Source organism: Variovorax trehalosi (assembly GCF_051216415.1).
GTDB lineage: Bacteria > Pseudomonadota > Gammaproteobacteria > Burkholderiales > Burkholderiaceae_C > Variovorax.
In genome coordinates this window covers 330,353-354,382 of the sequence record NZ_JBPJZG010000001.1, presented here as the reverse complement: position 1 = coordinate 354,382, position 24,030 = coordinate 330,353, and the positions used below count along the sequence as shown (strand labels likewise).

Here is a 24,030-nt window from a genome sequence, read left to right as displayed (position 1 = left end):
TAGGCTGACAGGTCAAAAAATAGGCACGTCGATACGTGCCTTGCGATGCCGCCCGACCATCAGCCGGGCAATGAACTCCTGAGTTGCGCGATGGCTTCATCGAAGTCTTCGACACGTCCGGTCATGCGCGATGCGAGCAGCGCGCCCTGGCACACCGAGAACACATAGCTGGCCTGCGAAGCGACCGACGCAGCACCCTTCTTCCGCGCCCCTGCCGGTGCCAGCGCGCCCAGCACGCCGGTGAGCCACAGCACCTGCGTGTGGCGCAGCTCCTGCACCGCCTGGCGCAGCTCTTCGTTGATGCAATCCCACCCCGGCGCCAGCGATCCGGCGGGGCACATGCCCGAGCCGGCCTTCAGCGTGTTGCGGTACATGCGGAAATACGAGTCGAGCGCGTCTTGGGGCTCCCGCTCCCGGGCCGCATCCCAGTCCTTGAAGTACTGGGTGGCCTGCCGGATCACCGCGATGCCCAACGCTTCCTTGGTCGGAAAGTGGTGGTACAGGCTCGCCTTGCGAATGCCGACCGCATTGGCCACGTCCTGGAAGCTGAAGCCCAGGTACGAGCGGGTCTCAATGAGGCCGCGCGCCACGCCGAGGATCTGGTCCCGGGTGCTGCCGGCAGCAAGTGCGGCGGAGGTGGCGGCGGTGTTGTTCATCTACCTACTATAAGGTAGGGAAATTCCAACCGCAAGCCGCAGGGTCATTCATCAATCCGCCTTGATGTTCGCGGCCTTCACGATGCGCCCGTTGCTCTCGAACTCCGAGGCGATCTCCTTGGCGAAGGCCGCGGCCGTGCCGCCGGTCGGCACGTTGTCGGTGGCGGTGAGCTTGGCGCGCAGCTCGGGGCTGGCCAGGGCCTTGTTGATCTCGGCGTTGTATTTCGCGATCAACGCGGGCGGCGTGGCTGCCGGTGCGAACACGCCAAACAGCGAGTTGATGTTCGCCGCGTTGTAGCCCAGCTCGCCCAGCGTGGGCACCTGCGGCAGGCTCTCGAGCCGCGCCGGCGCGCCCACGGCCAGCGGCCGCAGCTTGCCCGACTGGATGTGCGAGGTGAGCGTCGGGCTCGCGTTGGTCGACAGGATTTCGAACTGCCCGCCCAACGCATCGTTGAGCTGCTGCCCGCCGCCCTTGTAGGGCACGTGCGTGATGTCGACACCCGTCGCCGCCCTCACCTGCTCCAGCACGATGTGCCCGAGCGACGCCGGCCCCGACGTGGCCCAGCGCACTGCACCAGGCTGCGCCTTGGCATCGGCGATGAGTGCGCGGAAATCCTTCGCCTTGCTGGCGGGCGTGGCAATCAGCAGCACCGGCGAATACATGACGCTCGCGACCGGCGCGATGTCCTTCAGCGGATCGAAAGGCAGCTTGCCCAGGTGCGGGCTCAGCACCAGCGGGCTGATGGCCGAGAAGCCGAGCGTCGCGCCGTCGGGCGCAGCCTTGGCCACCGCGTCCATGCCGATAGCGCCGCTCGCGCCGGCGCGGTTGTCGACGATCACCGTGGTACCCAGTTGCGCGGCCAGCCTGTCGCCAAGCGCGCGTGCGACCACGTCGCTCACGCCGCCGGCAGGGTACGCCACGATGAGGCGGATGGTCTTGGGAATGGCCTGGGCCTGTGCGCCCGCGGCGAAGAGTGCGGCAACGGCGAGAAGCCACGACGGCTTGAACTTGAAATGCATGTCTGTCATGAGGAAGGGGTCAGTCGAGTTGCAGCTTGCGCTCGCGGATGAGCCTGGACCACTTCTCATTGTCCGCCTTGACGAAGGCCGCGAACTCGACCGGGCCGAGGGAATGCACCTCCGCTCCCGCAGTCGCGAACTTGGCCTTGATCGCCGGCTGCGCCAACGCACGGGCCAGTTCATTGGAGAGCCGGTCCACCACGTCCTTGGGCATGTTGGCCGGCCCCACCAACCCCTGGAAGCCCACCGACTCCATGCCCGCCAAGCCCAGCTCCTTCACCGTCGGCACGTCGGGCAGTTGCGGATCGCGCACCGGCCCGGTCACCGCCAGCGCCTTGAGCTTGCCGCCCTTCACCTGCGGCAGCAGCACGCTGCCCGCGTCGATGAGGATCTGCGTCTGCCCGCCCAGCAGATCCTGCACCGCGGGTGCGCTGCCCTTGTAGGGCACGTGGGTCATGTCCAGGCCCGTCACCTGGTTCATCAGCTCGCCATTCAAATGCGTCGAGGTGCCGTTGCCGCCCGAGGCGAAATTGACCTTGCCCGGCTGCCCCTTGGCCCACGCGACGAACTCCTTGAGGTTCTTCGCCGGATGGTCGGGCCGCGTCACCGCGATGTAGCTGCCCTGGCTGATCTGCCCGATGTACGTGAACTGCTTGATGGGGTCGTACGGCGGCTTGCTCTGCAGGTACGGTGCGATGGCAAAGGGACCGGTGTTGGCCAGCAGCAGCGTGTAGCCGTCAGCCGGCTGGCGCGTGAGCTCGGTGGCCGCGATCATCCCGCTCGCGCCGGGCTTGTAGTCGACCACCAGCTGCTGCTTGAGCGCCTCCTGCAGCGGCACCTGCACCGTGCGCGCCGCGAAGTCGATGCCGCCGCCGGGCGGGTAGCCGACGATCAGGCGGATCGGCTTGGCGGTGGGGAAACCTTGCGCCACGGCGAGCCCCGCGGCGGCAGCCAGCGCAACGCCGGCACAGAGTCTGTTGAAGTTCATGGTGTTGTCTCCTCGAATGAATCAGCGATTCTGAAGCAGGCGTGCCAAGGTCATCGCATTGCCGACCGCCTCGCCGCCTGCCGTGTTGTCGAAGATGCACCAGCACGCGGCGCCCTCCTCGCGCGCGAGCCGCAGACGCGATGCGAGCCGCTCGAGCAGCGCATCGTCGTACGCCGACCAGTACCGGTGCGGCGATCCATGCAATCGCAAATAGACGAGCCCGGGCCATCCGCCGGGCGCCGCAGCCTCATCAAACAGCACCGGATCGGCCAGCACGCGCCCGACCTGGAAGCGCGACAGCAGCGACTCGGCCGCGGGCAAGAACCAACTGCGGTGCCTCGGCTCCAGTGCCACGGCACCGGTGTGCCTCTGCCGCACATCGGCGAGGAAACGCCGCACCACAGCAGCGTCGAAGGAGAGGCTCGGCGGCAGCTGCACGACAAGGCAGCCGAGCCTGTCGCCCAGCCCCGTCACCTGCGCAAGGAATTCATCGAAGGCCGGCATCGCCCCGGCCAGCCGCCGCTCATGCGTGATGGTCTTCGGCAGTTTCACCGCGAAGCGAAACCCGTCGGGCGTGCTGGCGGCCCAGCGCTCGTAGGTCTCGCGCCGATGCGGCCGGTAGAACGATGTATCGATCTCCACCGCATCGAAGCGCTGCGCGTAACGCTTGAGGTGCGAGCCCTCGGCGGGAAACGCCGGCCACAGGTCGCGCGGCAGGCTCCAGCCCGCGCACCCGATGCGCGGCATCTCGGGAATGATCTGCGTCATCCCCGCATCGTAAGCACTGCGACCGATCAGCCCCAGGGCATGGTGAATGTCTTGCCGTTGGTGAACGACTTGATCGCTTCCTGCACCCCTTCCTTGTAGCCCAGCCCCGAGTCCTTGATGCCGCCGAAGGGCGTGAGCTCGATGCGGTAGCCCGGCACCTCCCACACGTTCACCGTGCCCACCTTCAGCTCGTTGGCGAAGCGGGTGGCGTAGTCCATTCTGTCGGTGCAGATGCCCGACGACAAACCGTAGGCCGTGCCGTTCGAAATGGCGATCGCCTCGTCGATGCTGCCGAAGCGGATGATCGGCGAGACGGGACCGAAGGTCTCCTCGCGCACCACCGTCATCTCGGGACGCACGTTGTCGAGCACGGTGGGCGAATAGAGCGCGCCTTCGCGCCGGTTGCCCACGAGCAGCCGCGCGCCCGATGCCACCGCCTCGTCCACCAGCAGCTCGAAGCGACGCGCGGCGGCTTCGTCGATCACCGTGCCCATGTCGTTGTTCGCGTCTGCGGGGTCGCCGTATTTCCAGCGCCTGGTCTTCTCGACCACGCGCTCGGTGAACTCGCTCGCCACATCCTTGTGCACCAGCATCCGCTTGACTGCCGTGCAGCGCTGGCCCGAATTCTTGTACGAGCCCTGCACCGCGAGGTCGGAGGCGCGGTCGAGGTCGGCGTCCTCCATCACGATCAGCGGATCGTTGCCACCCAGCTCCAGCACGATGCGCCGGTAGCCGGCCTTCGCGGCGATGTACTTGCCGATGGCCACGCCGCCGGTGAAGGTGACCAAGTCCACCTGCGCGTTGGTGATGAGTTCGTCGGCGATCTCGCGCGGGTCGCCCGTCAGCACCTGGAACATCTCGGGCGGCAAGCCTGCCTCGTAGAGGATGTCGGCCAGGTAGAAGGCCGACAGCGGCACCTTCTCCGAGGGCTTGAGCACCATGCGGTTGTTGGTCGCGATGCTCGGCACCACCTTGTGCGCGACCTGGTTCATCGGGTGATTGAACGGCGTGATGGCGGTGATCACGCCCAGCAGCGGCTCGCGCAGCGTGATGACCTTGCGCTTCTTGCCGTGCGCCGTGAGGTCGCAGGAGAACACCTGTCCGTCATCGCGCAGCGCCTCGGTGGCGCCGAAGGTCAGCACGTCGGCGACGCGGCCGATTTCATACAGCGCGTCTTTGCGGCACAGGCCCGATTCCATCGTGATGACCGCGGCCCCTTCGTCGGCGCGTGCACGCAGCAGCGCGCAGGCCCGCTGCAGGATGCTGGCGCGCTCGTAGCGCGACAGGGTCGAGTGGTACGCATGCCCGATGCGGAAGGCCTCGCGCACATCGTCCACCGAGGCGAGTGGCACGGTACCCACGCGCTCGTTGGTGTAGGGGTTGAACACATCGAGCGTGCGCTCGCGCCGCACGCGCTCGCCGCCGATGCGCAGAGACTCGGCGCGAAAGGCCGCGCTGTCACGATGAGGGGGATGGGGTGTGGCAAGTGTGGTCATGCCTGGTTCTCCGCGAAGTCGTTGCCGATGAAGTTCTTGCCGCGCGCACCGCCCTGCGCATGCAGCAGCATCTCGCGGGCTTCGTCGTCGCCCACGCCGTAGTCGGCGAAGCGGGTCTTCACGCCCAGCGATTCGATGAAGGCCGCCAGCTGCTGCGGTGCCTCTGCGAGCGGCATGCCGAGCGCTTCGCGCAGTACCGCGTCGCGGTCGGTGCGCCGGCCGATGGCGCGCTCCAGCACCATCGGCAGCAGGAACGAACAGGCAATGCCGTGCGGCAGGCCGTAGCGCAGCGTCATCTCGTAGGAGATGGAATGCGCGAGCGCCGTCTTGGTGTTGGAGAACGCCATGCCGGCCTTCAGCGCCGCGAGCGCCATGCGGCCCCGCAGCTCGACGTTGCCGAGCTGGCCCATCAGCTGCGGCAGCACCTCCAGCGTGTCGCGCACCGCCGAGACGGCGAAGGTGTCGGACAGCGGATTCGCATTCACGTTCCAGATGGCCTCGAGCGCATGCGACAGCGCATCGAGCCCGCTCTGCAGCGTGACGGCCGCGGGCAGCGACAGCATCAGCTCCGGGTCGACCACCGCATAGCGCGGCCAGGTCTCGGGCAGGTGCAATGAATACTTCTTCTGCCGCTCGCGGTCCCACACCGTGGCCCAGGGCGTGACCTCGCTGCCGGTGCCGGCGGTGGTGGGCACGGCGATCAGCATCTTCCTGCGCGTGGGAACGAAAGGCCGCTCGCCGGCAAGGCCCGCCACGAGATCGGAAAAACTCGCCGCATCGTTCGCGACCATGAGCGCCTTCGCGGTGTCGATGGCGCTGCCACCGCCGACTGCGATAAGCACCTCCACATCCGCGTGCTCCCGCCAGAACCACTCGTAGAGGCCGGCCAATTCGGCGACGTCGGGGTTGGGCCGTGTCTGGTCGATGGTGCAGGCCAATGCGCCCTGCAGCACCGACTCCAGCCGGCCCAGCAGGCCGATGGCGCGGGCCTCCGGAAAGGTCACCAATGCGGCGCGGCGGCCGTCGAGCAGTTTCGGCAGGGACGACAGGGCCCCTGCCCCGTACACGCTCTGTACGGGGTTGTGGTAGTTGGCGCTCATGGATTTCTCGTCAGGTGGCGGCAGTTGCCGCAGGGGCCACGGGGATCGCGTGGTTCAGTGCCAGGTCGAAGATGTCGAAGTTGCGCAATCGCCGCTTCGGATCGAGCCCCTGCAGCCGTCGGTTGAACAGCAACGGCACCTTCTGCTCGGACAGCCCGCCGTGCGAGCGCAGCGGCACCGTGAGGCCGCTCAGGTCGTGCTCCGAGGCGCGCGTGCCGATCACGGCGAGGTGGTCCGACACCACCACGAGATCGCCGATGCGGTCCGGCGGCAGCTCGAAGCGCTGCGCCGCTTCGTCGCGCGTGAGCACCTGCTCGATACCGTCGGTGCCCCTCAGTGCCTCGACCAGCGCGGGCACATCCACGCCCGCTTCAAGGTAGACGGTCGCGAACGAGCCGAGCGCGCCGTGGTGCACCACATACGGATCGGTGATCGGCAGGATCACCCGGCCGCGTCCCGCACCGAGACGCGCATCGAGCACTTCCTGCAGGAACACGATGCGCGGATTGCCGGCGGCATCGGTCTTCGGGCTCATGCCGTGGTCGGCGGTGAGCGCGATGGTGGCGCCCAGCGCATCGAGCTGCGCGAGGTAGCCGTCCATCATGGCGTAGAAGTCGTTGGCGCCGGCCGTGCCGGGCGCGCACTTGTGCTGCACGTAGTCGGTGGTCGAGAGGTACATCAAGTCGGGCCGCTGCGTCTCCATCAGCTTCACGCCGGCCGCGAAGACGAACTCGCTCAGGTCCGCGCTGTAGACCGAAGGCACGGGCTTGCCGACCAGCGCCAGCACGTCGTCGATACCGCCGTTGGCGCGCGTCGCCTGGTCGGCCTTCTCCGCCGAGAAGCAGATGCCTTCCATGCGGTGGCCCAGCAGCGTGCGCAGCTTGTCCTTGGCCGTCACCACCGCGACCTTCGCGCCGGCCTTGGAGAACACCGCCAGCAGCGTCTCGGCGCGCAGGTAGGCGGGGTCGTTCATCATCACTTCCTTGCCCTGCGCGGTATCGAGGAAGTAGTTGCCGCAGATGCCATGCACCGAGGGCGGCGCGCCGGTCACGATCGAGAGATTGTTCGGGTTCGTGAAACTCGGCACCGCGCAGTCGCCCACCATCGAACTGCCCGCGGCCAGCATCTTCTTCATGAAGGGCGCGACACCGGCCTGGATCGCCTGCGTGATGTAGTCGGGCTCGCAGCCGTCCACGCACACCACGACGACGGGCTGCGAAGGCGACTTGTAGCTGCGGCCGTTCACCGAGATGCCCGGGAGGGTCGGCTTGTCTGTCATTGATGCGCTCCTTGTTGAATCCATGCGCGCAACTTGGTCGACAGGTAGTCCGCCGTCATCACCATGACGACGATCACCAGGATGCAGGTTGCGGTGTCCTGGTACTGGAACAGCTTCATGCTCCCCACCAGTTCGAAGCCGATGCCGCCCGCCCCCACCATGCCCAGCACCGTGGCCTGGCGCAGGTTGGTCTCGAAGCGGTAGACGATGACGCCGATCCACGCGGTCACGACCTGCGGGATGACGCCGAAGATGATGGTCTGTATGGGGCCGGCACCGGTGGCGCGCAGCGCTTCGAGCGGGCCCTGGTCGATCTCCTCGATCGACTCCGCGAAGAACTTGCCGAGCATGCCCGCGCCGTGCAGCGCCAAGGCCAGCACGCCGGGGAACGGCCCGAGGCCCACGGCCGCCACGAAGATCAGCGCGAGGATGATCTCGTTGATGCCGCGCGTGATGTTCAGCACCTGCCGCATCGCATGGAACACCGCGATGTTTGGCGAGATGTTGCGCGCCGCGAAGAAGCACAGCGGCACCGCGAGAATCACCGACAGCAGCGTGCCCCAGAGCGCGATCTGCACCGTCTCGATGGCGGGTTTCACCAACCGTTGCATGAACTCCCAGTTGGGCGGCAGCATGCGGCCCAGGAAGTCGGCGATCCACGGCATGCCCTTGGCCAGTTCGCTGAAGCTGACCTGGCTGCCGATGGCGGCCCACCACATCACGGACAGCAGGGCCAGTCCGGCAAGGGCGTACTTCCACCAGCCCGGGTTGCCGCCGCTCTTGGCGACCAGCAGGTTGTAGCGTCCGATGGCGATCATGATTGCTCCAGGGCGAGTTGCTGGGCGGGGCGCACCGCGGCCACGGGAGCGGCTGCAGGCGATGCGGCGGGTGCGGGCGGCTCGATGGGACCGTCCTCGAGACCACCCGGGTAGATGCGCTGCAGCACCTCTTCGGTCAGCTCGTCGGGCCGGCCTTCGAACACGACACGACCGGCCGCGACACCGATCACGCGCTGCGCGAATTCGCGCGCGTAGTCCACCTGGTGCAGGTTGCAGATGACGGTGATGCCCGCTTCGCTGCTGGCCTGCTTCAGGTAGTTGAGCACCTTGCGCGAAGTCTTCGGGTCGAGGCTCGCCACAGGCTCGTCGGCCAGGATCACCTTGGGCTGCTGCGCCAGCGCCCGGGCGATGCCCACGCGCTGCTTCTGGCCGCCCGAGAGCGTGTCGGTGCGCAGGTCCGACTTGTGGTCGAGCTCCACACGGCGCAGGCACTCGCGGGCAATCGCGATGTCTTTGGCAGGGAAGATCTGGAACCACGAAGCGATCGCCGGCATCGAGCCGAGCCGCCCGGTCAGCACGTTCTTCAGCACCGACAGGCGCGGCACCACGTTGTAGTGCTGGAAGATCATCGCCACGTCGCGGCGCACCTTGCGCAACCCTGCACGGTCGCCGCGCGAGCGCTCGCCATCGACGTGAATCTCGCCTTCGCTCGGCTCGGCCAGATGGTTGATGCAGCGAAGCAAGGTGGACTTGCCCGCACCCGACGCGCCGAGGATGACGACGAACTCGCCCTTGCCCACCGTGAGGTCGACACGGTGCAGCGCGGTGAAGTCGCCGTAGCGCTTGCACAGGCCTCGGATTTCGATCATTTCATCTTCCTCAGGTCGAGGTTCAGCACCTTGGCCGTGTCGCGGATGATGTTGTAGGCCGCGTCGTTGGTCGGGTGGAAACCGTTGAGCTCGCCCTGGTCGGACCAGGGGATGTTCTTCACCTGCAGGAAGGCGGCCTGCACGCGCGTCTTCAGGTCGGCAGGCAGGTCCTTGCGCCACACGGTGGGCGACTCGGGAATCGGGTCGGACTTCCAGACCTCGACGAGGTCTTCGCGCTTCACGAGGCCTTTCGAAACAGCTGCATCGAGGATGCGGTCGGCGATGGCCGCGGCGTCCACCTTCTTGTTCTGCACCGCGATCGCGCTGGAGTCGTGCGAGCCCGAGAAGATGACGCGGCCGAAGTCCTTGTCGGTGTTGAAGCCCAGCTTCATTAGCCCGGCCTTCGGGAACAGATGGCCCGAGGTCGAGCTCGGATCGACGAATGCGAAGGTCTTGCCCTTCAAGTCGTTCACCGTCTTGATGCCGGTGTCCTTGTGCGTGACGATCTGGCTGTAATAGAAGGTGCGCCCGGCCTTCTTGGTTTCGGCGACCGCGAAGGCCTCGATGTCGGCGACGGTGGCGCCCAGCACATACGAGAACGGGCCGAGGTAGGCCACGTCGAGACGCTTGGAACGCAGCGCCTCGATCACGCCGTTGTAGTCGGCCGCCACGAAGGGCTTGACCGGAAAACCGAGTGCCTTGGACAGCATGTCCATCATGGCCTGGCTGTTGGCGATCATGGCGCGCGAATCCTCGGAAGGAATCAGCCCGACAGTGAGAACCTGCTGTGCCCGTGCCATCGGCACGAAGGCGGACGCTGTGACGGCTGCAGTGCCGAACAGCAACTTTCTGCGCTTCATCATGGTTGTCTCCAGTGGTCTGTGTTGCATGAATTCCTCCTGGTGTTTTCGAAGGGCAAAAGCGCCCGTTCTGAGTCTTCCAGTGCTTCGTGTCGTGGTCATGACAACGAGAGGATTCGGGACGTCCGGCGTATGTCTGTTGCTGCCTGGTCCGTCTTGAAGCGGAGTAAACCACCGAGGCATGTATCGAACAAATTCAATTTTTTTGAATGATCTATATACTGAATCTATAGATACAAAGGGTCTTCCCCATGCGCCTGACACAGCTGCGTTCCTTCTATGCCGTGGCCCGCGAGGGCAGCTTCACCAAGGCCGCCGAACACCTGCATGTGAGCCAGCCCACCATCACCACGCAGGTGCGGTTTCTCGAGGAGGCCTACCAGGTCGAACTCTTCCACCGGCGCGGCCGGCGCGTGCAGCTCACCGAGATCGGCGAGCAGCTGATGCAGCTCGCGCAGCAGATCTTCAGCCTCGAAGGCGATGCGGTCGCGCTGCTCGGCGATGCGGGCACGCTGCGCACCGGCCACCTGCGCGTGGCGGCCGTGGGGCCTTACCACGTGACCAAGATGCTGGTCGACTTCAGCCTGCGCTACCCCGGCGTGAAGGTGACGGTGAGCACCGGCAATTCGCAGGACGTGCTCGACAGCCTCGTGGACTACAGCGCCGATGTCGGCGTGCTCGCGCAGATGGTGCGCGACGACCGCTTTCTCTCGGTGCCCTTCAGCCAGCACCCGGTCGTGATGTTCGTGCCGTCAACGCACCGCTTTGCGCGGCGGCGCAACATCCGGCTCTCGGAGCTGCAGGGCGAGCGGCTCATCATGCGAGAGGAAGGATCGACCACGCGCAAGGCGCTCGAACTCGCGCTCGCCAAGGCGAAGGTCGAGGTCGACGTGGTGATGGAGATCAGCAGCCGCGAGGTGATCCGCGAAGCCGTGGCGCAGGGCCTGGGCATCGCGGCGGTGTCGAGCGTGGAGTTTGTGCCGAGCCCCGACCTGCGCATGGTCGGCTTCAGCGACACCGAGATCTTCACGTATGCGCACGTGCTGTGCCTGGCGGAGCGGCGCGAGATGCGCATGGTGAGCGCCTTCTTCGACACGCTGGTGCCGGCCATCGAGGCGCGCAAGCGCAAGGCCTGAACCGCCGCAGGTTCAGCCGCGCGGATGGTGCGCCGCGTGCAGTTGCTTCAGGCGCTCGCGCGCCACATGCGTGTAGATGGTGGTCGTCGAGATGTCGGCATGGCCGAGCAGCAGTTGCACCGCGCGCAGGTCCACGCCATGGTTCAACAGGTGCGTGGCGAAGGCATGCCGCAACGTGTGCGGCGACAGCGGCACATGGATGCCCGCGGCCGTGGCCTGCTTCTTCACGATGATCCAGAACATCACGCGCGTCATGCCGGCACCGCGCGCGGTCACGAAGAGATCGGGCGTCTGCTGGCCGTCGAGGATGGCGGGGCGCGACTCCTCGAGGTAGCGCTCGATCCAGCGCCGCGCCTCGCCGCCGAAGGGCACGAGGCGCTCCTTGTTGCCCTTGCCGAGCACGCGCAACACGCCGTCGTTCAGGCTCATGTCGATGACCTTGAGCGCCACCAGCTCGCTCACGCGCAGGCCACTCGCATACATCACTTCGAGCATCGCGCGGTCGCGCAGGCCCAAAGGCGTCTCGACGTCGGGCGCGGCCAGCAGGTCGTCGACCTGTTTCTCCGACAGCGTCTTGATGGCGCGCGGCATCTGCCGTGCGGGTGCGAGCCGGATCGTCGGGTCGGCCGTGATGCGGCGCTCGCGCAGCGCCCAGCGGTAGTAGCGCTTGAACACCGTGAGCCGCCGGTTGGCCGAGGTGGCCTTGCCCTTGGTCGAAAGGCGCACACCCATGTAAGCCTGCACGTCGCTCTCCTGCGCGGTATCGAGCGCGACGCCACTGCGCTGCTTGCCGAGCCACTGCGAGAACAACGCGAGGTCGCGACGGTACGCGGCCAGCGTGTTCTTCGAGAGGCCATCCTCGAGCCAGAGGGCGTCGATGAACTCGTCGATTTCGGGGGTGGGTGCGGCAGCGGCCTCGGTCATGCGGTGCAAGATAACAAAAAGAAAAAGCCGCCCGGGGTGCGGGCGGCTTTCGTGGGGCAGAAGCGGATCAGTCGAGCTTCAGGTTCTGCTTCTTCACGACCTGCTTGTAGACCTCGTATTCGGCCTTGATCTGCGCTGCGAATTGCTCGGGCGTGTTGGCCACGATCAGCGAGCCGGTGTCCTCGATGCGCTTCTTCACGGCCGGATCTTCCACCGCCTTCTTCACGCCGGCGGCGACCTTGTCGACCACTTCCTTGGGCAGACCCTTGGGGCCGAGGATGCCGTAGTAGGCCATGCGGTTCACCGGCTCGAGACCCACTTCCTTGAACGTCGGCACGTTCGGCAGCGCAGCCAGGCGCTGGGGCGCCGACACCACGATCGGGATCAGCCGGCCGCTGGTGATGAAGGGCATGGCCGAGGGGATGTTGTCGAACATGATCGGCACCTGGCCGGCCACCACATCGTTCAACGCCGGGCCCGCGCCGCGGTAGGGAATGTGCGTGACGAAGGTGTTGGTGAGGCTCTTGTAGAGCTCCATCAGCAGGTGGCCGATGCCGCCGGTGCCCGACGAGGCGTACGAATACTTGCCGGGGTTCTTCTTCAGCTCGGCCACGAACTCGGCGTAGTTCTTGGCCGGGAAGCTCGGGTTCACCGCAATGATGTTCGGCGTGGCCGCGATGTTGGTGATCGGCGTGAAGTCGTTGATCGGGTCGTACGGCGTCTTCGGGTTGATGGCCGGGTTGGCGGCCGTGCTCGAAACGGTGGCCACGCCGAGCTTGTAGCCATCGGGCGTGGCGCGTGCGGTTTCGGCCGCGCCGACGATGCCGCCGCCGCCGGCACGGTTGATCACCACCACCGGCTGGCCCAGGATCTTGCCCAGCGGATCGGAGATCACGCGGGCCACGATGTCCGTCGTGCCACCCGGAGCGAACGGCACGCTCAGTTCGACCGGCTTGGTGGGATAGCCCTGTGCAAAGCTCTGGCCCGCGACTGCGGCCAGGGCGACTGCCCCCATCAGGGCGCTCCATTGACGACGTTGCATCGAATAACTCCTTGATTTGACTGACTCTGACTGACAGATGTCGAAAAAAGCGAAGCCCGGATGCTAGCGGCTCCAGGGTCCTCCCCATGCTCTGGATTACCCATGGTCCGTGCGGTTTATGCTCGAAACGTGAACTACGCGCAGCTGCTCTTCCCCGACTTTTCCCTCATCGCCATCGGCTGGCTCCTGTGCCGCTACACCGCGCTAGACCGCCGCGTGTGGGACCAGGTCGAAAGCCTCGTCTACTACTTCCTCTTTCCGGTGCTGCTGTTCCATTCGATCGTACGCAGCCCGCTCGATTTTGGTGCCACCTCGAGCCTGCTGACTGCAGGCGTCGGCATCGGCCTGTGCGGCATCGCGCTGGCCTACGCCCTGCCCTTCGTGCCGGGCATCGGCCCGCACATCGACCGGCGCGACCATGCCGCCAGCGCGCAGGTCGCGTTCCGCTTCAACTCCTTCATCTGCCTCGCGCTGGCCGACCGGCTCGCGGGCCCCGAGGGCCTCTTGCTCATCGCGGTGCTGATCGGCGTGTGCGTGCCGATGTTCAACATCGCGGCAGTGTGGCCGATGACGCGGCATGCGCAGACCGGCTTCGTGCGGCAGCTGGTGCGCAACCCGCTGATCGTGGCCACGGTGGCCGGGCTGCTGGCGAACGTGCTGGGATTCACCGTGCCGAGCTGGCTCACGCCGACGCTCACGCGCATCGGCGCCGCCTCGCTCGCGCTGGGCCTGCTGGCCGCGGGCGCGGGGATGCAGTTCGCGACATTGGGGCGCGGCAAGGTTCTGGCGGTGTCGGTGCTGGCGATAAGGCACCTGATCCTTCCGCTGGTCGCATGGGGCCTGGCGCGGGCGCTGCGGCTCGACGGCGTGCAGGCGTCGGTGCTGATGGCGTTCTCGGCGGTGCCGACGGCATCGAGCGCCTATGTGCTCGCGGCGCGCATGGGCTACAACGGGCCGTATGTGGCGGGGCTGGTGACGCTGTCGACGGTGCTGGGCGTTGCGAGTTTGCCGTTCGCGTTGGCGTTGCCGCGATAGTTCAGCGCTGCATCCACGTCGGCACTGCCGACGCCAGCATCGCCACGCCCGATGCGGTGAGCAAACTCAGCACAAGCTTGCGAAACGCCGTCTCGCTGATGCCGATATAAAGCCTCGCGCCCAGCAGCACCGGCACCGCAACCGCCAGCGCGACCAGCCCCAGCAGCGGCACCATCGAGGCGACGATGCTGCCGCTGGCGAGGTGAATCGCGAACGCCACCAACAACATCGAGAGATTGAAGTTCTGGATCACCGCACGTTGCGTGTCGCGCTGGAAGCCGCGCAACGTGCACCAGAGCGTGGGAATGGTCCCCGAGAAGCCCCCGATACCCGCCATCGCCCCGCCGATGGTGCCAACGATGCCATCCGCCACGCGGCCACCGAAAGTGATCTTCGGCAGGTGTTGCGACATCAGCATCGCCGGGCACCACAGCACCAGCAGCGTGCCCAGGCACACCTTGAAGACCACGAGATCCAGATGCGGCAGCAGCCACACACCGAATGGCACGCCGACCAGGCCGCCGAGCACGAACGGCCACAGCAAGGATTTGTCGAAAGTGCGTCGCACCGTGACGGCCGCGATCACCTGCCCCGTCAGCGCACCGAACAGCGCGAGCACAGCGGCCAATTGGGGCTCCAGCGTCCAGGCCCAGACCGACATCGCGACCAACCCGAACGCAAAGCCCGACAGGCCCTGCACGAAACCCGCCAGCACGGCGCCGACGATCACATAGACATACAAGGCTTGCATGCGGCCGATGATAGAAGCCGCCACACCGTGCCCGCCTCAGTCCGAGGACGGGCTCGAGAGGGTCAGGCCGAAGCCGGCACCAGCGCCGTACGGCGCACCCGCGTCACGTTGAACGCGCTCGCGATCAGCACGCCCTGCACCAGCGCCAGGCCGACGATCACGCTCGTGTACTGGCCGTGGTCCATCAGGCGGCCGAACACCAGCGGGGCGAGCGCCTGGCCGATGTCGAGCCCCGCGTACACCACGCCGTAGACGCGGCCGGTCGCATTGGGCGGCGTCGAGCGCTTGACCAGCAGGTCGCGCGACGGCCCGGCCACGCCCGAGAAGAAACCCATCGCGCCGAACAGCACCGGCACGAGGATCGGCGGGAACTGCGCGAAGGCCAGCACCAGCGCCAGCGCGGCCGCGATGCCGAAGCCCGCGCCCACGATGCGCTCGCAACGCGACGGATCGGAAGCAAGGAAACCGCCCACCACCATGCCGGCCGCGCTCGCCACCATGTAGACCGTGAGGCACACCGCCACCAGCGCCACCGGCACCGCATGCAGATGGCCCGCGGCCACAGGCGCGAAGGTCTGCACCACGCTGATGACCGCGGCATAGAAGAAGAAGAAACCGAAGCACATCCACACAGCCGGGATGCGCAGGAAGTCGAACTCGCCACCCACCGGCGCGGGCTCGCCCTGCCCCGTGGCCTTGTGCACGGCTGCGACATCGAGCGACAGCACGCTGCGGTAGATCCACAGCACCAGCAACACGGCGATGGCCAGCACACCCGCCGAAGCCAGCGCCACGCGCCACGAGAAGGCAATGGCAATCGGCACCACGAAGGCCGGCGCCAGCGCCCAGCCGAGGCTCCCGGTGATGCCGTGCACGCTGTAAGCATGGCCCAGGCGCGTCGGCGCGACCTTGCGGTTGAAGAGGGTGTAGTCCACCGGGTGGAACACGCCGTTGCCAATACCGCCGACCACGGCGCACACCAGCAGCATCCAGTAGCTCTGCGCCATCGCATAGCCGAAGGCGGCGAGCCCCAGCGCGCCGAGGCCCACGAACAGCACCGGGCGCGGGCCCAGCTTGTCGACGATGAAGCCAGAGGCCGCCTGCACGATGCACGAGACCACGAAGAACACCGTGAGCACGGCGCCCAGCTCGGTATAGCTCACGTTGAACGCGTCCTTCAGCCACGGGAACAGCGGCGCCAGGATGAGCTGGCTGAAGTGGCTGATCGCGTGGGCCAGGCCGACGAGGCCGATGAGTTGCGCGTCGGAGCGCAAGGTGGTGGCAGGGGGTGTGGTGGTCGCGTGGGAAGACATGGATTGCTACAAAAAACCGGGGCAGGGACCGATGCTATGCCCCCGAGGCGCGGCAGAATGGCGATACAGCGACAACATTTGTCGAAACTATGCCACGCGCCTCCTCCACCGCTTTCCATCCTTCTCCGGTCACCAGCGTCGCCTCGCTCACGCCGCACCTCTACGCCCCCGACGCGGTGCGCCCGCTGCGCGCCAAGGAGCATTTCCTGAGCGCCGACACCTTCGTCGAGCTGCACCAGCATCCGTGGCCGCAGCTCACCTTCTCCACGCGCGGCGTGATCCGCCTGAGCACCGAGGACGGTAGCTACATCGTGCCGCCCTCGCGTGCACTCTGGGTGCCGGCCAACATGCCGCACAGCATCATGCTGATCGAGGACGCCGAGCTGCGCACCATCTACCTGCACGCCTGGCTCGCGCCGGCCTGGGAGAAATGCGAGGTGCTCGAGATCAGCCCGCTGATGCGCGCCCTGATGCTCGCGCTCGACACCACGCCCGACGGCCTGCCGCCCACCGACCCGCAGGCGCCGCAGCGCGAACGCATGATCGCGCCGCTGCTGGTGGACGAGATCGAGCGCGCCACGCAGATCCGCATCGACGTGCCGCTGCCCACCGACAAGCGCCTGCGCCAGCTCTGCGAGGCGCTGCTGCGCAACCCGGCCGACCGCTCCACGCTGGCCGAGCGTGCGGCCACCATCGGCGCCAGCGAGCGCACGGTGGCGCGACTGTTCCGCGACCAGCTCGGCATGAGCTGGCAGCAATGGCGCCAGCAGGCGGTGATGGCGCATGCGCTGCCGCTGCTCGCGCGCGGCATGGCGGTGAGCCAGGTGGCGGCGGCCAGCGGGTACGCCACCGACAGCGCGTTCTGCGCGATGTTCAAGGCCGCCACGGGGCGCTCGCCGACTTCGTTTCAGCACAAGAAGCGCTCGGCTGTGTCTGCATGAACCATTCGGCGCGCGGGGCCTTCACGACGCTCTGGCAAGATCGGCGAGCCCGAAGAACCACGGACCCTCCATCGACTTGCCCATGGCACCGCCTCCCCGACCGCAGACCTGGACCGCCGACATCGGCCTGCGCATTCGCCGCCATTTCTTCTTGAAGGCGGTCGGGACCACGGCCTTCACCTGGCTGTTCTTCATCGGCTACTTCCATCTGCTGCGCAACCCCTCCTTCCCGGTCGCGGTGATGCCGCTCACGGCGCTGGACCACCTGATTCCGTTCCAGCCCTACACGCTGGGCGCGTACCTCTCGCTCTGGGTCTACGTCGGCCTTGCGCCGGGGCTGCAGCTCACCTTCCGCGAGCTGGTGGTCTACGGGCTGTGGATCGGCGCGCTGTGCCTCACCGGCCTGGCCCTCTTCTACTTCTGGCCGACCCAGATACCGCCTTTGGCCCTGGACGTCTCGGGCTATCCCGGTTTCGCGATGCTGCAGGGCGTGGACGCGGCGGGCAACGCCTGCCCGTCGATGCATGTGGCCGTCGCGATCTTCACAGCCCTCTGGATCGAGCACCTGCTGCGGCAGGCCCGCACGCCGATCGTGTTGCGCATCGTCAACTGGACATGGTTCGCCGCCATCGCCTATTCGACGCTGGCCGTCAAGCAGCACGTGGTGCTGGACGTGGTGGCGGGCGCGCTGCTCGGCGTGGCGTTCGCACTGCCGTCGCTGCGCTGGCGGCCGGGCAGGCGTTTGCGAGGGGATTCCCCTCCGGTCGGAGCGGATATCATTGGTCATCACTGACCAACACAGGCCGAGCGAGGAAGGGATCGATCCAATGGCGCACCCCGCAAGGGCTGCAATCGATCAACGGCGGCACAAGACGACAGGCATCGCACGATGAGTTCGCTGAAGGAATTGCAGGACCTGATTCACGAGAAGTACGGCATCGAGCCGTCGAAACTCGACCCCAACGCCTCGATGCGCGAAACCGGCGGTCTCGATTCGCTGGCGCTGGCCGAATTCCTCTTTGCCATCGAAGACCACTTCGGCATCACCATGCCCGACGAGGACGCGAGCATCGACACCCTGGCCGAGCTCGCGCAACTGGTCGACAAGGTCCGGGCCGCGAAGGTCGCGTGAACCACCACGAGGTTGCCGTCACCGGGTTGGGCGTCATGGCGCCCCACGGCAACGAGCCCGGCGCGCTGTTCCAGGCGCTGCTGCAGGGCCGCTCGGCCATCCAGCCCGTTTTCCCTGAACTGCCCAAGCCGGCCGCCGCCGCCACGGTGGCGTTCGACGAGACGCGCTGGTTCACCAAGCTCCAGCTCGCCGGCGTCGACCGCGTCAGCCAGCTCGCCGTGGCCGCGGCCGACCTTGCGCTGCGCGATGCGAACCAGCCCCTGGCCGATGCCGACCTCGAACGCGTCGGCGTGTACGCCGGCTGTGGCATGGGCGGCGCCGCCGCGCTCGAGGCCGCCTACCGCGGCAACGGTCGCGTGTCGCCGCTCACCATTCCAGCCTTCATGCCCAACGCGCCCGCAGCCCACGTGGCAATGCGCAACGGTGTGCTCGGCCCGGTGCTCACCTACTCGGTTGCCTGCGCCTCGTCGTCGGTGGCCATCGCCGAAGCCGCCAAGGCCATCCAGCGCGGCGAGGTCGACATCGCCATTGCCGGCGGCAGCGAGGCGTTGATCGTGCCGGGCGTGGTGCTGGCCTGGCAGGCCATGCAGACGCTGGCCACCTTCCAGTCCGGCGAAGCGGCCGGCGCGGTGCGGCCGTTCGCGAGCGACCGCAGCGGCTTCGCGCTCGGCGAAGGTGCGGCCTTCCTGATGCTCGAATCCGCCGGGCGCGCACGCCACCGCGGTGCCCGCAGCTACGCCACGCTGGCCGGCTGGGGTTTGAGCAGCGATGCCACCCATCTCACCAAGCCCGACGCACCCGGCCAGGCGCGCGCATTGCGCCAGGCGTTGCGGCAGGCCGGCCTGCAACCGCGCGACGTGGGCTACTGCAACGCGCACGGCACGGCCACGCGCATCGGCGACGTGGTCGAGCGCAATGCGCTGGCCGAGGTATGGGGCGACGATTTCGACAGCCTGCGCGTAAGTTCCACCAAGGCGCTGCACGGCCACATGCTCGGCGCGGCGGGCGCCATCGAGGCGCTCATCACGGTGCTCGCGCTGCATCGTCGGCAACTGCCGCCCAATGCGAACTGCAGCGAGATCGATCCGGCCTGCCGCATGAACCTCGTGACGCAGGACGACAGCGCGGCACCGGCGCTCGAAGCGGCGATGAGCAATTCCTTCGCCTTCGGCGGCACGAACTCGGTGCTGCTTTTCCGTCGCGCTGATTAAGCCTGTACCGGCTGCGACGCGGCCCCCGCCTCGCAGAGCCACGCGACGAAAGCCTCCGCCAACGGATCGGCTGTCCGGTTCGGCGCCATGAACACGCTGTAGCCGCGGCTCGACGGCGCCCGGTGCGCACACGCGAGCAACAGTTCACCCGAACGCAGTTCACGCTCCACGTAGTACAGCGGCACCAGCCCCACGCCGAGATCCGCGCGCACCGCAGCGACCAGCGACGAGAACAGATCGAAGCGGTGCCCCGCCACCAGGCTCTCGGGCGGCTGCGCATGCGGCGTCTGCGCGAACCATTCCTCCCACGCGCCCATGCGCGTGCGCAGCTGGAGCAGCGGCGCAGCGCGGAAATCGCCGCGCGCCATCGCGGACCGGCCCTTCGCGTGCGGCGAACACACCGCCACGCAGAACTCGCCCATCAGCGGCCGCGCATCGGCACCGGGCCATACGGCGTCGTCGTACTGCACGCCCACGTCGAACGGCATGTCGGCCATGTAGAGATCGGTGGGAAACACCTGCAGGTGCAGACTGCATCCGGGATGCCGCGCGATGAATTGGGGCAGCAGCGGCGTGAGCCAGCCCTCCGCCAACACAGGCACCGCGCCCACGATCAGGCGCAGGCCGTCGACGCGCTGCGCCATCGCTTCGAGCGTGTGGTTCTGCAGCCGCATCAGGTCGCCCGCGATCTGGCCGTGGTAGCGGCGCCCGGCGTCGGTGAGCTCGGTGCCGCGCGCGGTGCGCTGCACCAGCCGCACGCCGATTTGCGATTCGAGGAGCCGCAATTGCTGGCTCACCGCGCTGTGCGTGAGGCATAACTCCTCGGCCGCCTTGCCGACGCCATGGTGGCGGGCCACCGCATCGAAGATCAAGAGCGCTCGGGTGCTCGGAATGTGGCGGCGCATGGCGGGGTTCGTAAGAAAAACTGACAAGGCCAAAGATTAAACCAGAGCGGGCGGCTCACTTGCCCCTAAGAATTGCTGACGGCGCCGCGCCGGCCGCGCCCTCTTCACCTTCAAGGACAACCCACCGCCATGCCTCGCTCCGCGTCATTCCGCCTTGCCCCGATCGTCCTCGCCCTCGCCTGCACCGCCGGGCTCGCCCAGGCCCAGAACACCGCCGTCGCGGCCACGCCCGCGCAGGTCCGGCCCGAGATCGACAAGGCCTACACGCAGTTGATGGCGGCACCCACGATCCAGAAGCTGCTCGATGCGGTGAAGGCCGACCACGAGCGCTCGGTCGAAGACCTGAAGATGCTCACGGAGATCGAAGCGCCCCCGTTCAAGGAGCAGAAGCGCGCCGAAGCCTTCCTCGCGCGCATGAAGGCGCTCGGTCTCACCGACGCGAAGATCGACGCAGAGGGCAATGTGGTCGGGCTGCGCAAAGGCACGGGCAATGGCCCCAAGCTCCTGATCTCCGCGCATCTGGACACCGTGTTCCCGGCCGGCACCGACGTGAAGGTGAAGGAGCGCGACGGCAAGCTCTACGCCCCCGGCATCTCCGACGACACGCGCGGCCTCGCCGTCCTGCTGTCGTGGCTCAAGGTGCTCAACGACAACAAGATCCAGACCGTGGGCGACCTCCTGATCGTCGGCAACGTCGGCGAGGAAGAGCTGGGCAACCTGCGCGGCATCAAGGCGATCTTTCGCGACAACCTGGACATCGACGGCATGGTCGGCCTTGAACCGGCACCGGATGGCACGGTGCTGATGCTGGGCACAGGCAGCCATCGCTACGAGGTCACCTTCAAGGGCCCCGGCGGCCACAGTTTCGGTGCCTTCGGCCAGGTGCCCAGCGCGATCCACGGCATGGGCCGCGCGATCGCCAAGATCGCCGAAGTCCGCACGCCCACGTTCCCGAAGACCACCTTCACCGTCGGCACGGTGGGTGGCGGCACCTCGGTGAACACCATCGCGCCCGATGCGCGCATGGCCATCGACATCCGTTCCGACGAAATGGCACCGCTGCTGGAGACCGAGAAAAAGATCCTCGCGGCCATCGACGAAGCCGTCGAGGAAGAGAACAAGCGCTGGAACGTGACCACGCTGAGCGCGAGCCGCAAGCTGATCGGCGACCGGCCGGGCGGCCGCACGCAGTCGGACACGGTGATCGTCGAGGCCGCCACGCGCGCGAACAGCGCCTTCGGCCACAAGACCCTGCTGACGGGCGCAAGCACCGACGCCAACGTACCGATGTCGCTGGGCATCCCGGCCATCATCATCGGCGCCGGCGGCAAGACGGGGGGCTTCCACGCGCTGTCGGAATGGATCGACGTGACCGATGGCTGGAAGGGTGCGCAGAACTCGCTCATCACGGTGCTGGGGCTGGTCGGCGTGCAGGGCACGAGCGAGCCGCTTCTGGAGAAGCGCGCTCCCCGCAAGAACTAGGACGAGCCTCGGGATCCATGCCCCCGGAAATGACGGGGACTCTCCGGTATGCTGATGGGCGCTTCTCCCCCCATTGCGTTCCAAGGAGACCACCATGCATGCTCGCTCCACACTCATTGCCCTGGCCCTGCTCGCCGCAGGCGCCTCGGCGCAGGCCAACGACCTGCTCGACCAACTGAAGGAAAAGGCCGGCGCGGCCGCCAGTTCGCAGAGCGGCAACTCCACCAGTTCCGCGCTCGGCAACCTCGGCTTCAAGATGCCCGCGATCGGCTCCAGCACCATCGGCAGTGCCGCCGGCGTGCTGCAGTACTGCGTGAAGAACAACTACCTCGGCGGCGATGCGGCCTCGGTGAAAGACAAGCTGCTGGCCAAGATCACCGGCCAGAAGCAGCAGGAAAAAAACTTCGAAAGCGGCGCGAAGGGTTTGCTGAAGGGCGGCGACGGCAAGACGCTCAACATGAAGATCCTGTCGTCCAAGGTGAAGGAAAAGGCGTGCGACTACGTCCTGAAGAACGCCACTTCACTGATCTGACCCGATAGCGTCCCGTCTTGCCCCCGCGCGGCGCACCGCGCATGTGCTTGCCTGTTTCTCCCCGTGCGCCCGTAACGACTTCATGACTCCGGCTGCCTCCCCCTCTTCCCTGCGCCAGCGCCTCGCGCGCTGGGTTCCCTGTCTTGCATGGCCCCGCCCTTCCGCGGCGTTGCTCCGCAGCGAGGCGATGGCCGGCATCACCGTGGCGCTGATGGTCATTCCGCAAGGCGTGGCGTATGCGGCGCTGGCCGGCATGCCACTGGTGACCGGCGTGTACGCGGCGCTGTTCCCCGCGCTGATCGCGGTGATGTTCAGTTCGTCGCAGCGGCTGTCGGTCGGGCCGACGGCGCTCACCAGCCTCCTGGTCGGCGCCTCGCTCGCGCCACTCGCGGTGGCGGGCAGCGCCGAGTGGGTGGCGATGGCGGTGTGGCTCACGCTGATGTCCGGCGCGATCCAGATCGTGCTGGGTGCGGGACGCTTCGGCTGGCTGCTGCGGCTGGTCAATTCACCGGTGCTGATCGGCTTCACGCAGGGCGCGGCGGTGCTGATCGCGATCTCGCAACTGCCTTCGCTTCTGGGCTTTACCGGGCGCACGATTCCTCAGGTGCTGCAGGGCGGGCCGCTGCCCGATCTCGTGGCCATCGCCTTCGGCCTCGGCAGCATCGCGGTGCTGTGGCTGGGCAAGCGGTTCATGCCGCGCTTTCCGACCACGATGGCGCTGGTGGCCGGCGCGGCCGCCATCAGCTGGGGCATCAATTACGCGCTGCGCGGCGGCGCGGTGGTCGGCAGCCTGCCTTCGGGCCTGCCCTCTTTCTATTGGCCCGGCCTGTTGCCGCTGAGCACCTTCAGCGCGCTGGTGCTGCCCGCATTGATGATCACGCTGGTGAGCTTCCTGGAGACCGCCTCCAGCGCCAAGGTCGACAACGCACGCGCCGGCACGCTGTGGAACGAAAACCAGGACCTCATCGGCCAGGGCCTGGCCAAGCTGGCCTCGGGCTTCACGGGCGCGTTCCCGACCAGTTCGTCATTCTCGCGCTCGGCCATCACGCTCTATGCGGGCGCGCAGACCGGCTGGGCAACGCTCTTCAGCGTGGTGGTGGTGGCCGGTGCGCTGCTGTGGCTCATGCCGCTGCTGTACCACGTGCCGCAGGCGGTGCTGGCGGCGGTGGTGGTCACGGCCATCCTCGGGCTGGTAAAGCCCGCGAGCTTCACGGCGCTGTGGCGCGTCTCGCGCATCGAGGCGGGCATCGCCTTCGGCACCTTCGTGCTGACCATCGCGACCGCGCCCAGCATCTATTGGGGCGTGCTCGGCGGCCTGCTCGCGAGCATGGCGCACTACATGTACCGCCACCTGCATCCACGCATCATCGAAGTGGGCCTGCATCCCGACGGGAGCCTGCGCGACCGCAACCTCTGGAAGCTGCCGCCGCTCGCGCCGAAGCTCTATGCGCTGCGCATGGACGCCGAGCTCGACTTCGCCTCGGCCTCCACGCTGGAACGCGCGCTCACCGTGGCGCTGGCCGAGCGTCCCGAGCTGACCGATGTGTGCCTCTTCGCGCAGCCCATCAACCGCATCGACATCACGGGCGCCGAAGTGTTCGGCTCGATCCGCCGGATGATGGAATCCAAGGGCGTGCGCCTGCATCTGAGCGGCATGAAGCTGCCGGCGATGCAGGTGCTCGAACGCGCCGGCCTGCTCGCACCGGGGCCGATGCTCTTTTGCTACCGCACCGACGGCGAGGCGCTGGCCGCGCTGATGCCGCGCATCGACGTGCCCATAGAGGCCGAGACCGCAGGCTGAGCACGGCCCC

At 67.3% G+C, this 24,030-nt stretch carries 24 protein-coding genes; 9 read left to right on the top strand and 15 right to left on the bottom strand.

Annotated features, from left to right (window positions below):
• Nucleotides 1–59: 59 nt before the first annotated feature.
• Genes ACSFA7_RS01740 through phnD form a run of 10 tightly spaced genes read right to left on the bottom strand, consistent with a single transcriptional unit; the run spans nt 60 to nt 9,815 of the window.
• A complete protein-coding gene (locus ACSFA7_RS01740) occupies nt 60–656 on the bottom strand; it encodes a TetR/AcrR family transcriptional regulator (protein WP_435497788.1) in 597 nt (198 codons plus the stop codon).
• A 51-nt stretch (nt 657–707) separates the two neighbouring features.
• Nucleotides 708–1,685, bottom strand: a complete 978-nt coding sequence (locus ACSFA7_RS01735) for a Bug family tripartite tricarboxylate transporter substrate binding protein (protein ID WP_435497787.1) — start codon at nt 1,683–1,685, stop codon at nt 708–710.
• Nucleotides 1,686–1,695: 10 nt separating this feature from the next.
• Nucleotides 1,696–2,664 (bottom strand): Bug family tripartite tricarboxylate transporter substrate binding protein, encoded by a 969-nt coding sequence (locus ACSFA7_RS01730; protein ID WP_435497786.1) that lies wholly within the window; start codon nt 2,662–2,664, stop codon nt 1,696–1,698.
• Between the two features lie 21 nt (nt 2,665–2,685).
• Nucleotides 2,686–3,432, bottom strand: coding sequence for a DUF72 domain-containing protein (locus ACSFA7_RS01725; protein WP_435497785.1), 747 nt, complete (start codon nt 3,430–3,432; stop codon nt 2,686–2,688).
• A gap of 26 nt (nt 3,433–3,458) precedes the next feature.
• Nucleotides 3,459–4,928, bottom strand: coding sequence for a phosphonoacetaldehyde dehydrogenase (gene phnY / locus ACSFA7_RS01720; protein ID WP_435497784.1), 1,470 nt, complete (start codon nt 4,926–4,928; stop codon nt 3,459–3,461).
• The gene (gene psrA / locus ACSFA7_RS01715) at nt 4,925–6,028 is read right to left on the bottom strand and encodes an iron-containing alcohol dehydrogenase PsrA (RefSeq protein WP_435497783.1); all 1,104 of its coding nucleotides are present in this window, start codon (nt 6,026–6,028) and stop codon (nt 4,925–4,927) included. Before psrA ends, phnY begins: the two co-directional genes overlap by 4 nt.
• Before the next feature lie 10 nt (nt 6,029–6,038).
• Nucleotides 6,039–7,307 carry a phosphonoacetate hydrolase gene (gene phnA, locus ACSFA7_RS01710; protein ID WP_435497782.1) on the bottom strand — a complete coding sequence of 423 codons (1,269 nt, stop codon included), beginning with the start codon at nt 7,305–7,307 and terminating at the stop codon, nt 6,039–6,041.
• Entirely contained in the window at nt 7,304–8,125 is an 822-nt protein-coding gene (phnE, locus tag ACSFA7_RS01705) for a phosphonate ABC transporter, permease protein PhnE (RefSeq protein WP_052810660.1), read from the bottom strand. The genes phnA and phnE overlap by 4 nt, the downstream gene beginning before the upstream one ends.
• The gene (phnC, locus tag ACSFA7_RS01700; protein ID WP_435497781.1) at nt 8,122–8,955 is read right to left on the bottom strand and encodes a phosphonate ABC transporter ATP-binding protein; all 834 of its coding nucleotides are present in this window, start codon (nt 8,953–8,955) and stop codon (nt 8,122–8,124) included. Before phnC ends, phnE begins: the two co-directional genes overlap by 4 nt.
• Nucleotides 8,952–9,815 (bottom strand): phosphonate ABC transporter substrate-binding protein, encoded by an 864-nt coding sequence (phnD, locus tag ACSFA7_RS01695; RefSeq protein ID WP_435497780.1) that lies wholly within the window; start codon nt 9,813–9,815, stop codon nt 8,952–8,954. The genes phnC and phnD overlap by 4 nt, the downstream gene beginning before the upstream one ends.
• Before the next feature lie 251 nt (nt 9,816–10,066).
• Between phnD and ACSFA7_RS01690 the strand changes: the two genes are divergently transcribed.
• The gene (locus ACSFA7_RS01690) at nt 10,067–10,951 is read left to right on the top strand and encodes a LysR substrate-binding domain-containing protein (RefSeq protein ID WP_435497779.1); all 885 of its coding nucleotides are present in this window, start codon (nt 10,067–10,069) and stop codon (nt 10,949–10,951) included.
• Nucleotides 10,952–10,963: 12 nt separating this feature from the next.
• Here the strand turns inward: ACSFA7_RS01690 and xerD are convergent, their stop codons facing one another.
• Nucleotides 10,964–11,875: a site-specific tyrosine recombinase XerD gene (xerD, locus tag ACSFA7_RS01685; RefSeq protein WP_435497778.1), complete on the bottom strand. Its 912-nt coding sequence runs from the start codon at nt 11,873–11,875 to the stop codon at nt 10,964–10,966.
• A 67-nt stretch (nt 11,876–11,942) separates the two neighbouring features.
• The gene (locus ACSFA7_RS01680; protein ID WP_093434156.1) at nt 11,943–12,917 is read right to left on the bottom strand and encodes a tripartite tricarboxylate transporter substrate binding protein BugE; all 975 of its coding nucleotides are present in this window, start codon (nt 12,915–12,917) and stop codon (nt 11,943–11,945) included.
• Between the two features lie 102 nt (nt 12,918–13,019).
• On the opposite strand from ACSFA7_RS01680, the gene ACSFA7_RS01675 reads away from it, so the two are divergent.
• On the top strand, nt 13,020–13,952 hold the full coding sequence (locus ACSFA7_RS01675; RefSeq protein ID WP_435497777.1) for an AEC family transporter: 933 nt from the start codon (nt 13,020–13,022) through the stop codon (nt 13,950–13,952).
• Between the two features lies 1 nt (nt 13,953).
• On the opposite strand, the gene ACSFA7_RS01670 is transcribed toward ACSFA7_RS01675, so the two are convergent.
• Nucleotides 13,954–14,703 carry a sulfite exporter TauE/SafE family protein gene (locus ACSFA7_RS01670; RefSeq protein ID WP_435497776.1) on the bottom strand — a complete coding sequence of 250 codons (750 nt, stop codon included), beginning with the start codon at nt 14,701–14,703 and terminating at the stop codon, nt 13,954–13,956.
• 62 nt (nt 14,704–14,765) lie between these two features.
• Nucleotides 14,766–16,016, bottom strand: a complete 1,251-nt coding sequence (locus ACSFA7_RS01665; protein WP_435497775.1) for an MFS transporter — start codon at nt 16,014–16,016, stop codon at nt 14,766–14,768.
• 89 nt (nt 16,017–16,105) lie between these two features.
• Between ACSFA7_RS01665 and ACSFA7_RS01660 the strand changes: the two genes are divergently transcribed.
• From ACSFA7_RS01660 to ACSFA7_RS01645, 4 genes are all read left to right on the top strand, one after another.
• Nucleotides 16,106–16,957: an AraC family transcriptional regulator gene (locus ACSFA7_RS01660; protein ID WP_435497774.1), complete on the top strand. Its 852-nt coding sequence runs from the start codon at nt 16,106–16,108 to the stop codon at nt 16,955–16,957.
• Nucleotides 16,958–17,039: 82 nt separating this feature from the next.
• The gene (locus ACSFA7_RS01655; RefSeq protein WP_435497773.1) at nt 17,040–17,750 is read left to right on the top strand and encodes a phosphatase PAP2 family protein; all 711 of its coding nucleotides are present in this window, start codon (nt 17,040–17,042) and stop codon (nt 17,748–17,750) included.
• Between the two features lie 96 nt (nt 17,751–17,846).
• A complete protein-coding gene (locus ACSFA7_RS01650; protein ID WP_093434167.1) occupies nt 17,847–18,089 on the top strand; it encodes an acyl carrier protein in 243 nt (80 codons plus the stop codon).
• A complete protein-coding gene (locus tag ACSFA7_RS01645; RefSeq protein ID WP_435497772.1) occupies nt 18,086–19,300 on the top strand; it encodes a beta-ketoacyl-[acyl-carrier-protein] synthase family protein in 1,215 nt (404 codons plus the stop codon). The genes ACSFA7_RS01650 and ACSFA7_RS01645 overlap by 4 nt, the downstream gene beginning before the upstream one ends.
• On the opposite strand, the gene ACSFA7_RS01640 is transcribed toward ACSFA7_RS01645, so the two are convergent.
• Nucleotides 19,297–20,205: a LysR substrate-binding domain-containing protein gene (locus tag ACSFA7_RS01640; protein WP_435497771.1), complete on the bottom strand. Its 909-nt coding sequence runs from the start codon at nt 20,203–20,205 to the stop codon at nt 19,297–19,299. The two genes, ACSFA7_RS01645 and ACSFA7_RS01640, sit on opposite strands and share 4 nt — an antisense overlap.
• Nucleotides 20,206–20,334: 129 nt before the next feature.
• Here ACSFA7_RS01640 and ACSFA7_RS01635 point away from each other — a divergent pair, with 129 nt between their 5' ends.
• The 3 genes from ACSFA7_RS01635 to ACSFA7_RS01625 all read left to right on the top strand — a co-directional run bounded on the left by ACSFA7_RS01635 (nt 20,335) and on the right by ACSFA7_RS01625 (nt 24,020).
• Complete coding sequence (locus ACSFA7_RS01635) at nt 20,335–21,687, top strand: M20/M25/M40 family metallo-hydrolase (RefSeq protein ID WP_435497770.1); 1,353 nt, start codon at nt 20,335–20,337, stop codon at nt 21,685–21,687.
• Between the two features lie 94 nt (nt 21,688–21,781).
• Nucleotides 21,782–22,219: a DUF2501 domain-containing protein gene (locus ACSFA7_RS01630; protein ID WP_435497769.1), complete on the top strand. Its 438-nt coding sequence runs from the start codon at nt 21,782–21,784 to the stop codon at nt 22,217–22,219.
• 82 nt (nt 22,220–22,301) lie between these two features.
• Nucleotides 22,302–24,020: a SulP family inorganic anion transporter gene (locus ACSFA7_RS01625; protein WP_435497768.1), complete on the top strand. Its 1,719-nt coding sequence runs from the start codon at nt 22,302–22,304 to the stop codon at nt 24,018–24,020.
• Nucleotides 24,021–24,030 lie beyond the last annotated feature (10 nt).

Coding starts and splice junctions, on each gene's coding strand:
- ACSFA7_RS01740 (WP_435497788.1), bottom strand. CDS start 656: ATGAACAACACCGCCGCCACCTCCGCCGCACTTGCTGCCGGCAGCACC.
- ACSFA7_RS01735 (WP_435497787.1), bottom strand. CDS start 1,685: ATGACAGACATGCATTTCAAGTTCAAGCCGTCGTGGCTTCTCGCCGTT.
- ACSFA7_RS01730 (WP_435497786.1), bottom strand. CDS start 2,664: ATGAACTTCAACAGACTCTGTGCCGGCGTTGCGCTGGCTGCCGCCGCG.
- ACSFA7_RS01725 (WP_435497785.1), bottom strand. CDS start 3,432: ATGACGCAGATCATTCCCGAGATGCCGCGCATCGGGTGCGCGGGCTGG.
- phnY (WP_435497784.1), bottom strand. CDS start 4,928: ATGACCACACTTGCCACACCCCATCCCCCTCATCGTGACAGCGCGGCC.
- psrA (WP_435497783.1), bottom strand. CDS start 6,028: ATGAGCGCCAACTACCACAACCCCGTACAGAGCGTGTACGGGGCAGGG.
- phnA (WP_435497782.1), bottom strand. CDS start 7,307: ATGACAGACAAGCCGACCCTCCCGGGCATCTCGGTGAACGGCCGCAGC.
- phnE (WP_052810660.1), bottom strand. CDS start 8,125: ATGATCGCCATCGGACGCTACAACCTGCTGGTCGCCAAGAGCGGCGGC.
- phnC (WP_435497781.1), bottom strand. CDS start 8,955: ATGATCGAAATCCGAGGCCTGTGCAAGCGCTACGGCGACTTCACCGCG.
- phnD (WP_435497780.1), bottom strand. CDS start 9,815: ATGAAGCGCAGAAAGTTGCTGTTCGGCACTGCAGCCGTCACAGCGTCC.
- ACSFA7_RS01690 (WP_435497779.1), top strand. CDS start 10,067: ATGCGCCTGACACAGCTGCGTTCCTTCTATGCCGTGGCCCGCGAGGGC.
- xerD (WP_435497778.1), bottom strand. CDS start 11,875: ATGACCGAGGCCGCTGCCGCACCCACCCCCGAAATCGACGAGTTCATC.
- ACSFA7_RS01680 (WP_093434156.1), bottom strand. CDS start 12,917: ATGCAACGTCGTCAATGGAGCGCCCTGATGGGGGCAGTCGCCCTGGCC.
- ACSFA7_RS01675 (WP_435497777.1), top strand. CDS start 13,020: ATGGTCCGTGCGGTTTATGCTCGAAACGTGAACTACGCGCAGCTGCTC.
- ACSFA7_RS01670 (WP_435497776.1), bottom strand. CDS start 14,703: ATGCAAGCCTTGTATGTCTATGTGATCGTCGGCGCCGTGCTGGCGGGT.
- ACSFA7_RS01665 (WP_435497775.1), bottom strand. CDS start 16,016: ATGTCTTCCCACGCGACCACCACACCCCCTGCCACCACCTTGCGCTCC.
- ACSFA7_RS01660 (WP_435497774.1), top strand. CDS start 16,106: ATGCCACGCGCCTCCTCCACCGCTTTCCATCCTTCTCCGGTCACCAGC.
- ACSFA7_RS01655 (WP_435497773.1), top strand. CDS start 17,040: ATGGCACCGCCTCCCCGACCGCAGACCTGGACCGCCGACATCGGCCTG.
- ACSFA7_RS01650 (WP_093434167.1), top strand. CDS start 17,847: ATGAGTTCGCTGAAGGAATTGCAGGACCTGATTCACGAGAAGTACGGC.
- ACSFA7_RS01640 (WP_435497771.1), bottom strand. CDS start 20,205: ATGCGCCGCCACATTCCGAGCACCCGAGCGCTCTTGATCTTCGATGCG.
- ACSFA7_RS01635 (WP_435497770.1), top strand. CDS start 20,335: ATGCCTCGCTCCGCGTCATTCCGCCTTGCCCCGATCGTCCTCGCCCTC.
- ACSFA7_RS01630 (WP_435497769.1), top strand. CDS start 21,782: ATGCATGCTCGCTCCACACTCATTGCCCTGGCCCTGCTCGCCGCAGGC.
- ACSFA7_RS01625 (WP_435497768.1), top strand. CDS start 22,302: ATGACTCCGGCTGCCTCCCCCTCTTCCCTGCGCCAGCGCCTCGCGCGC.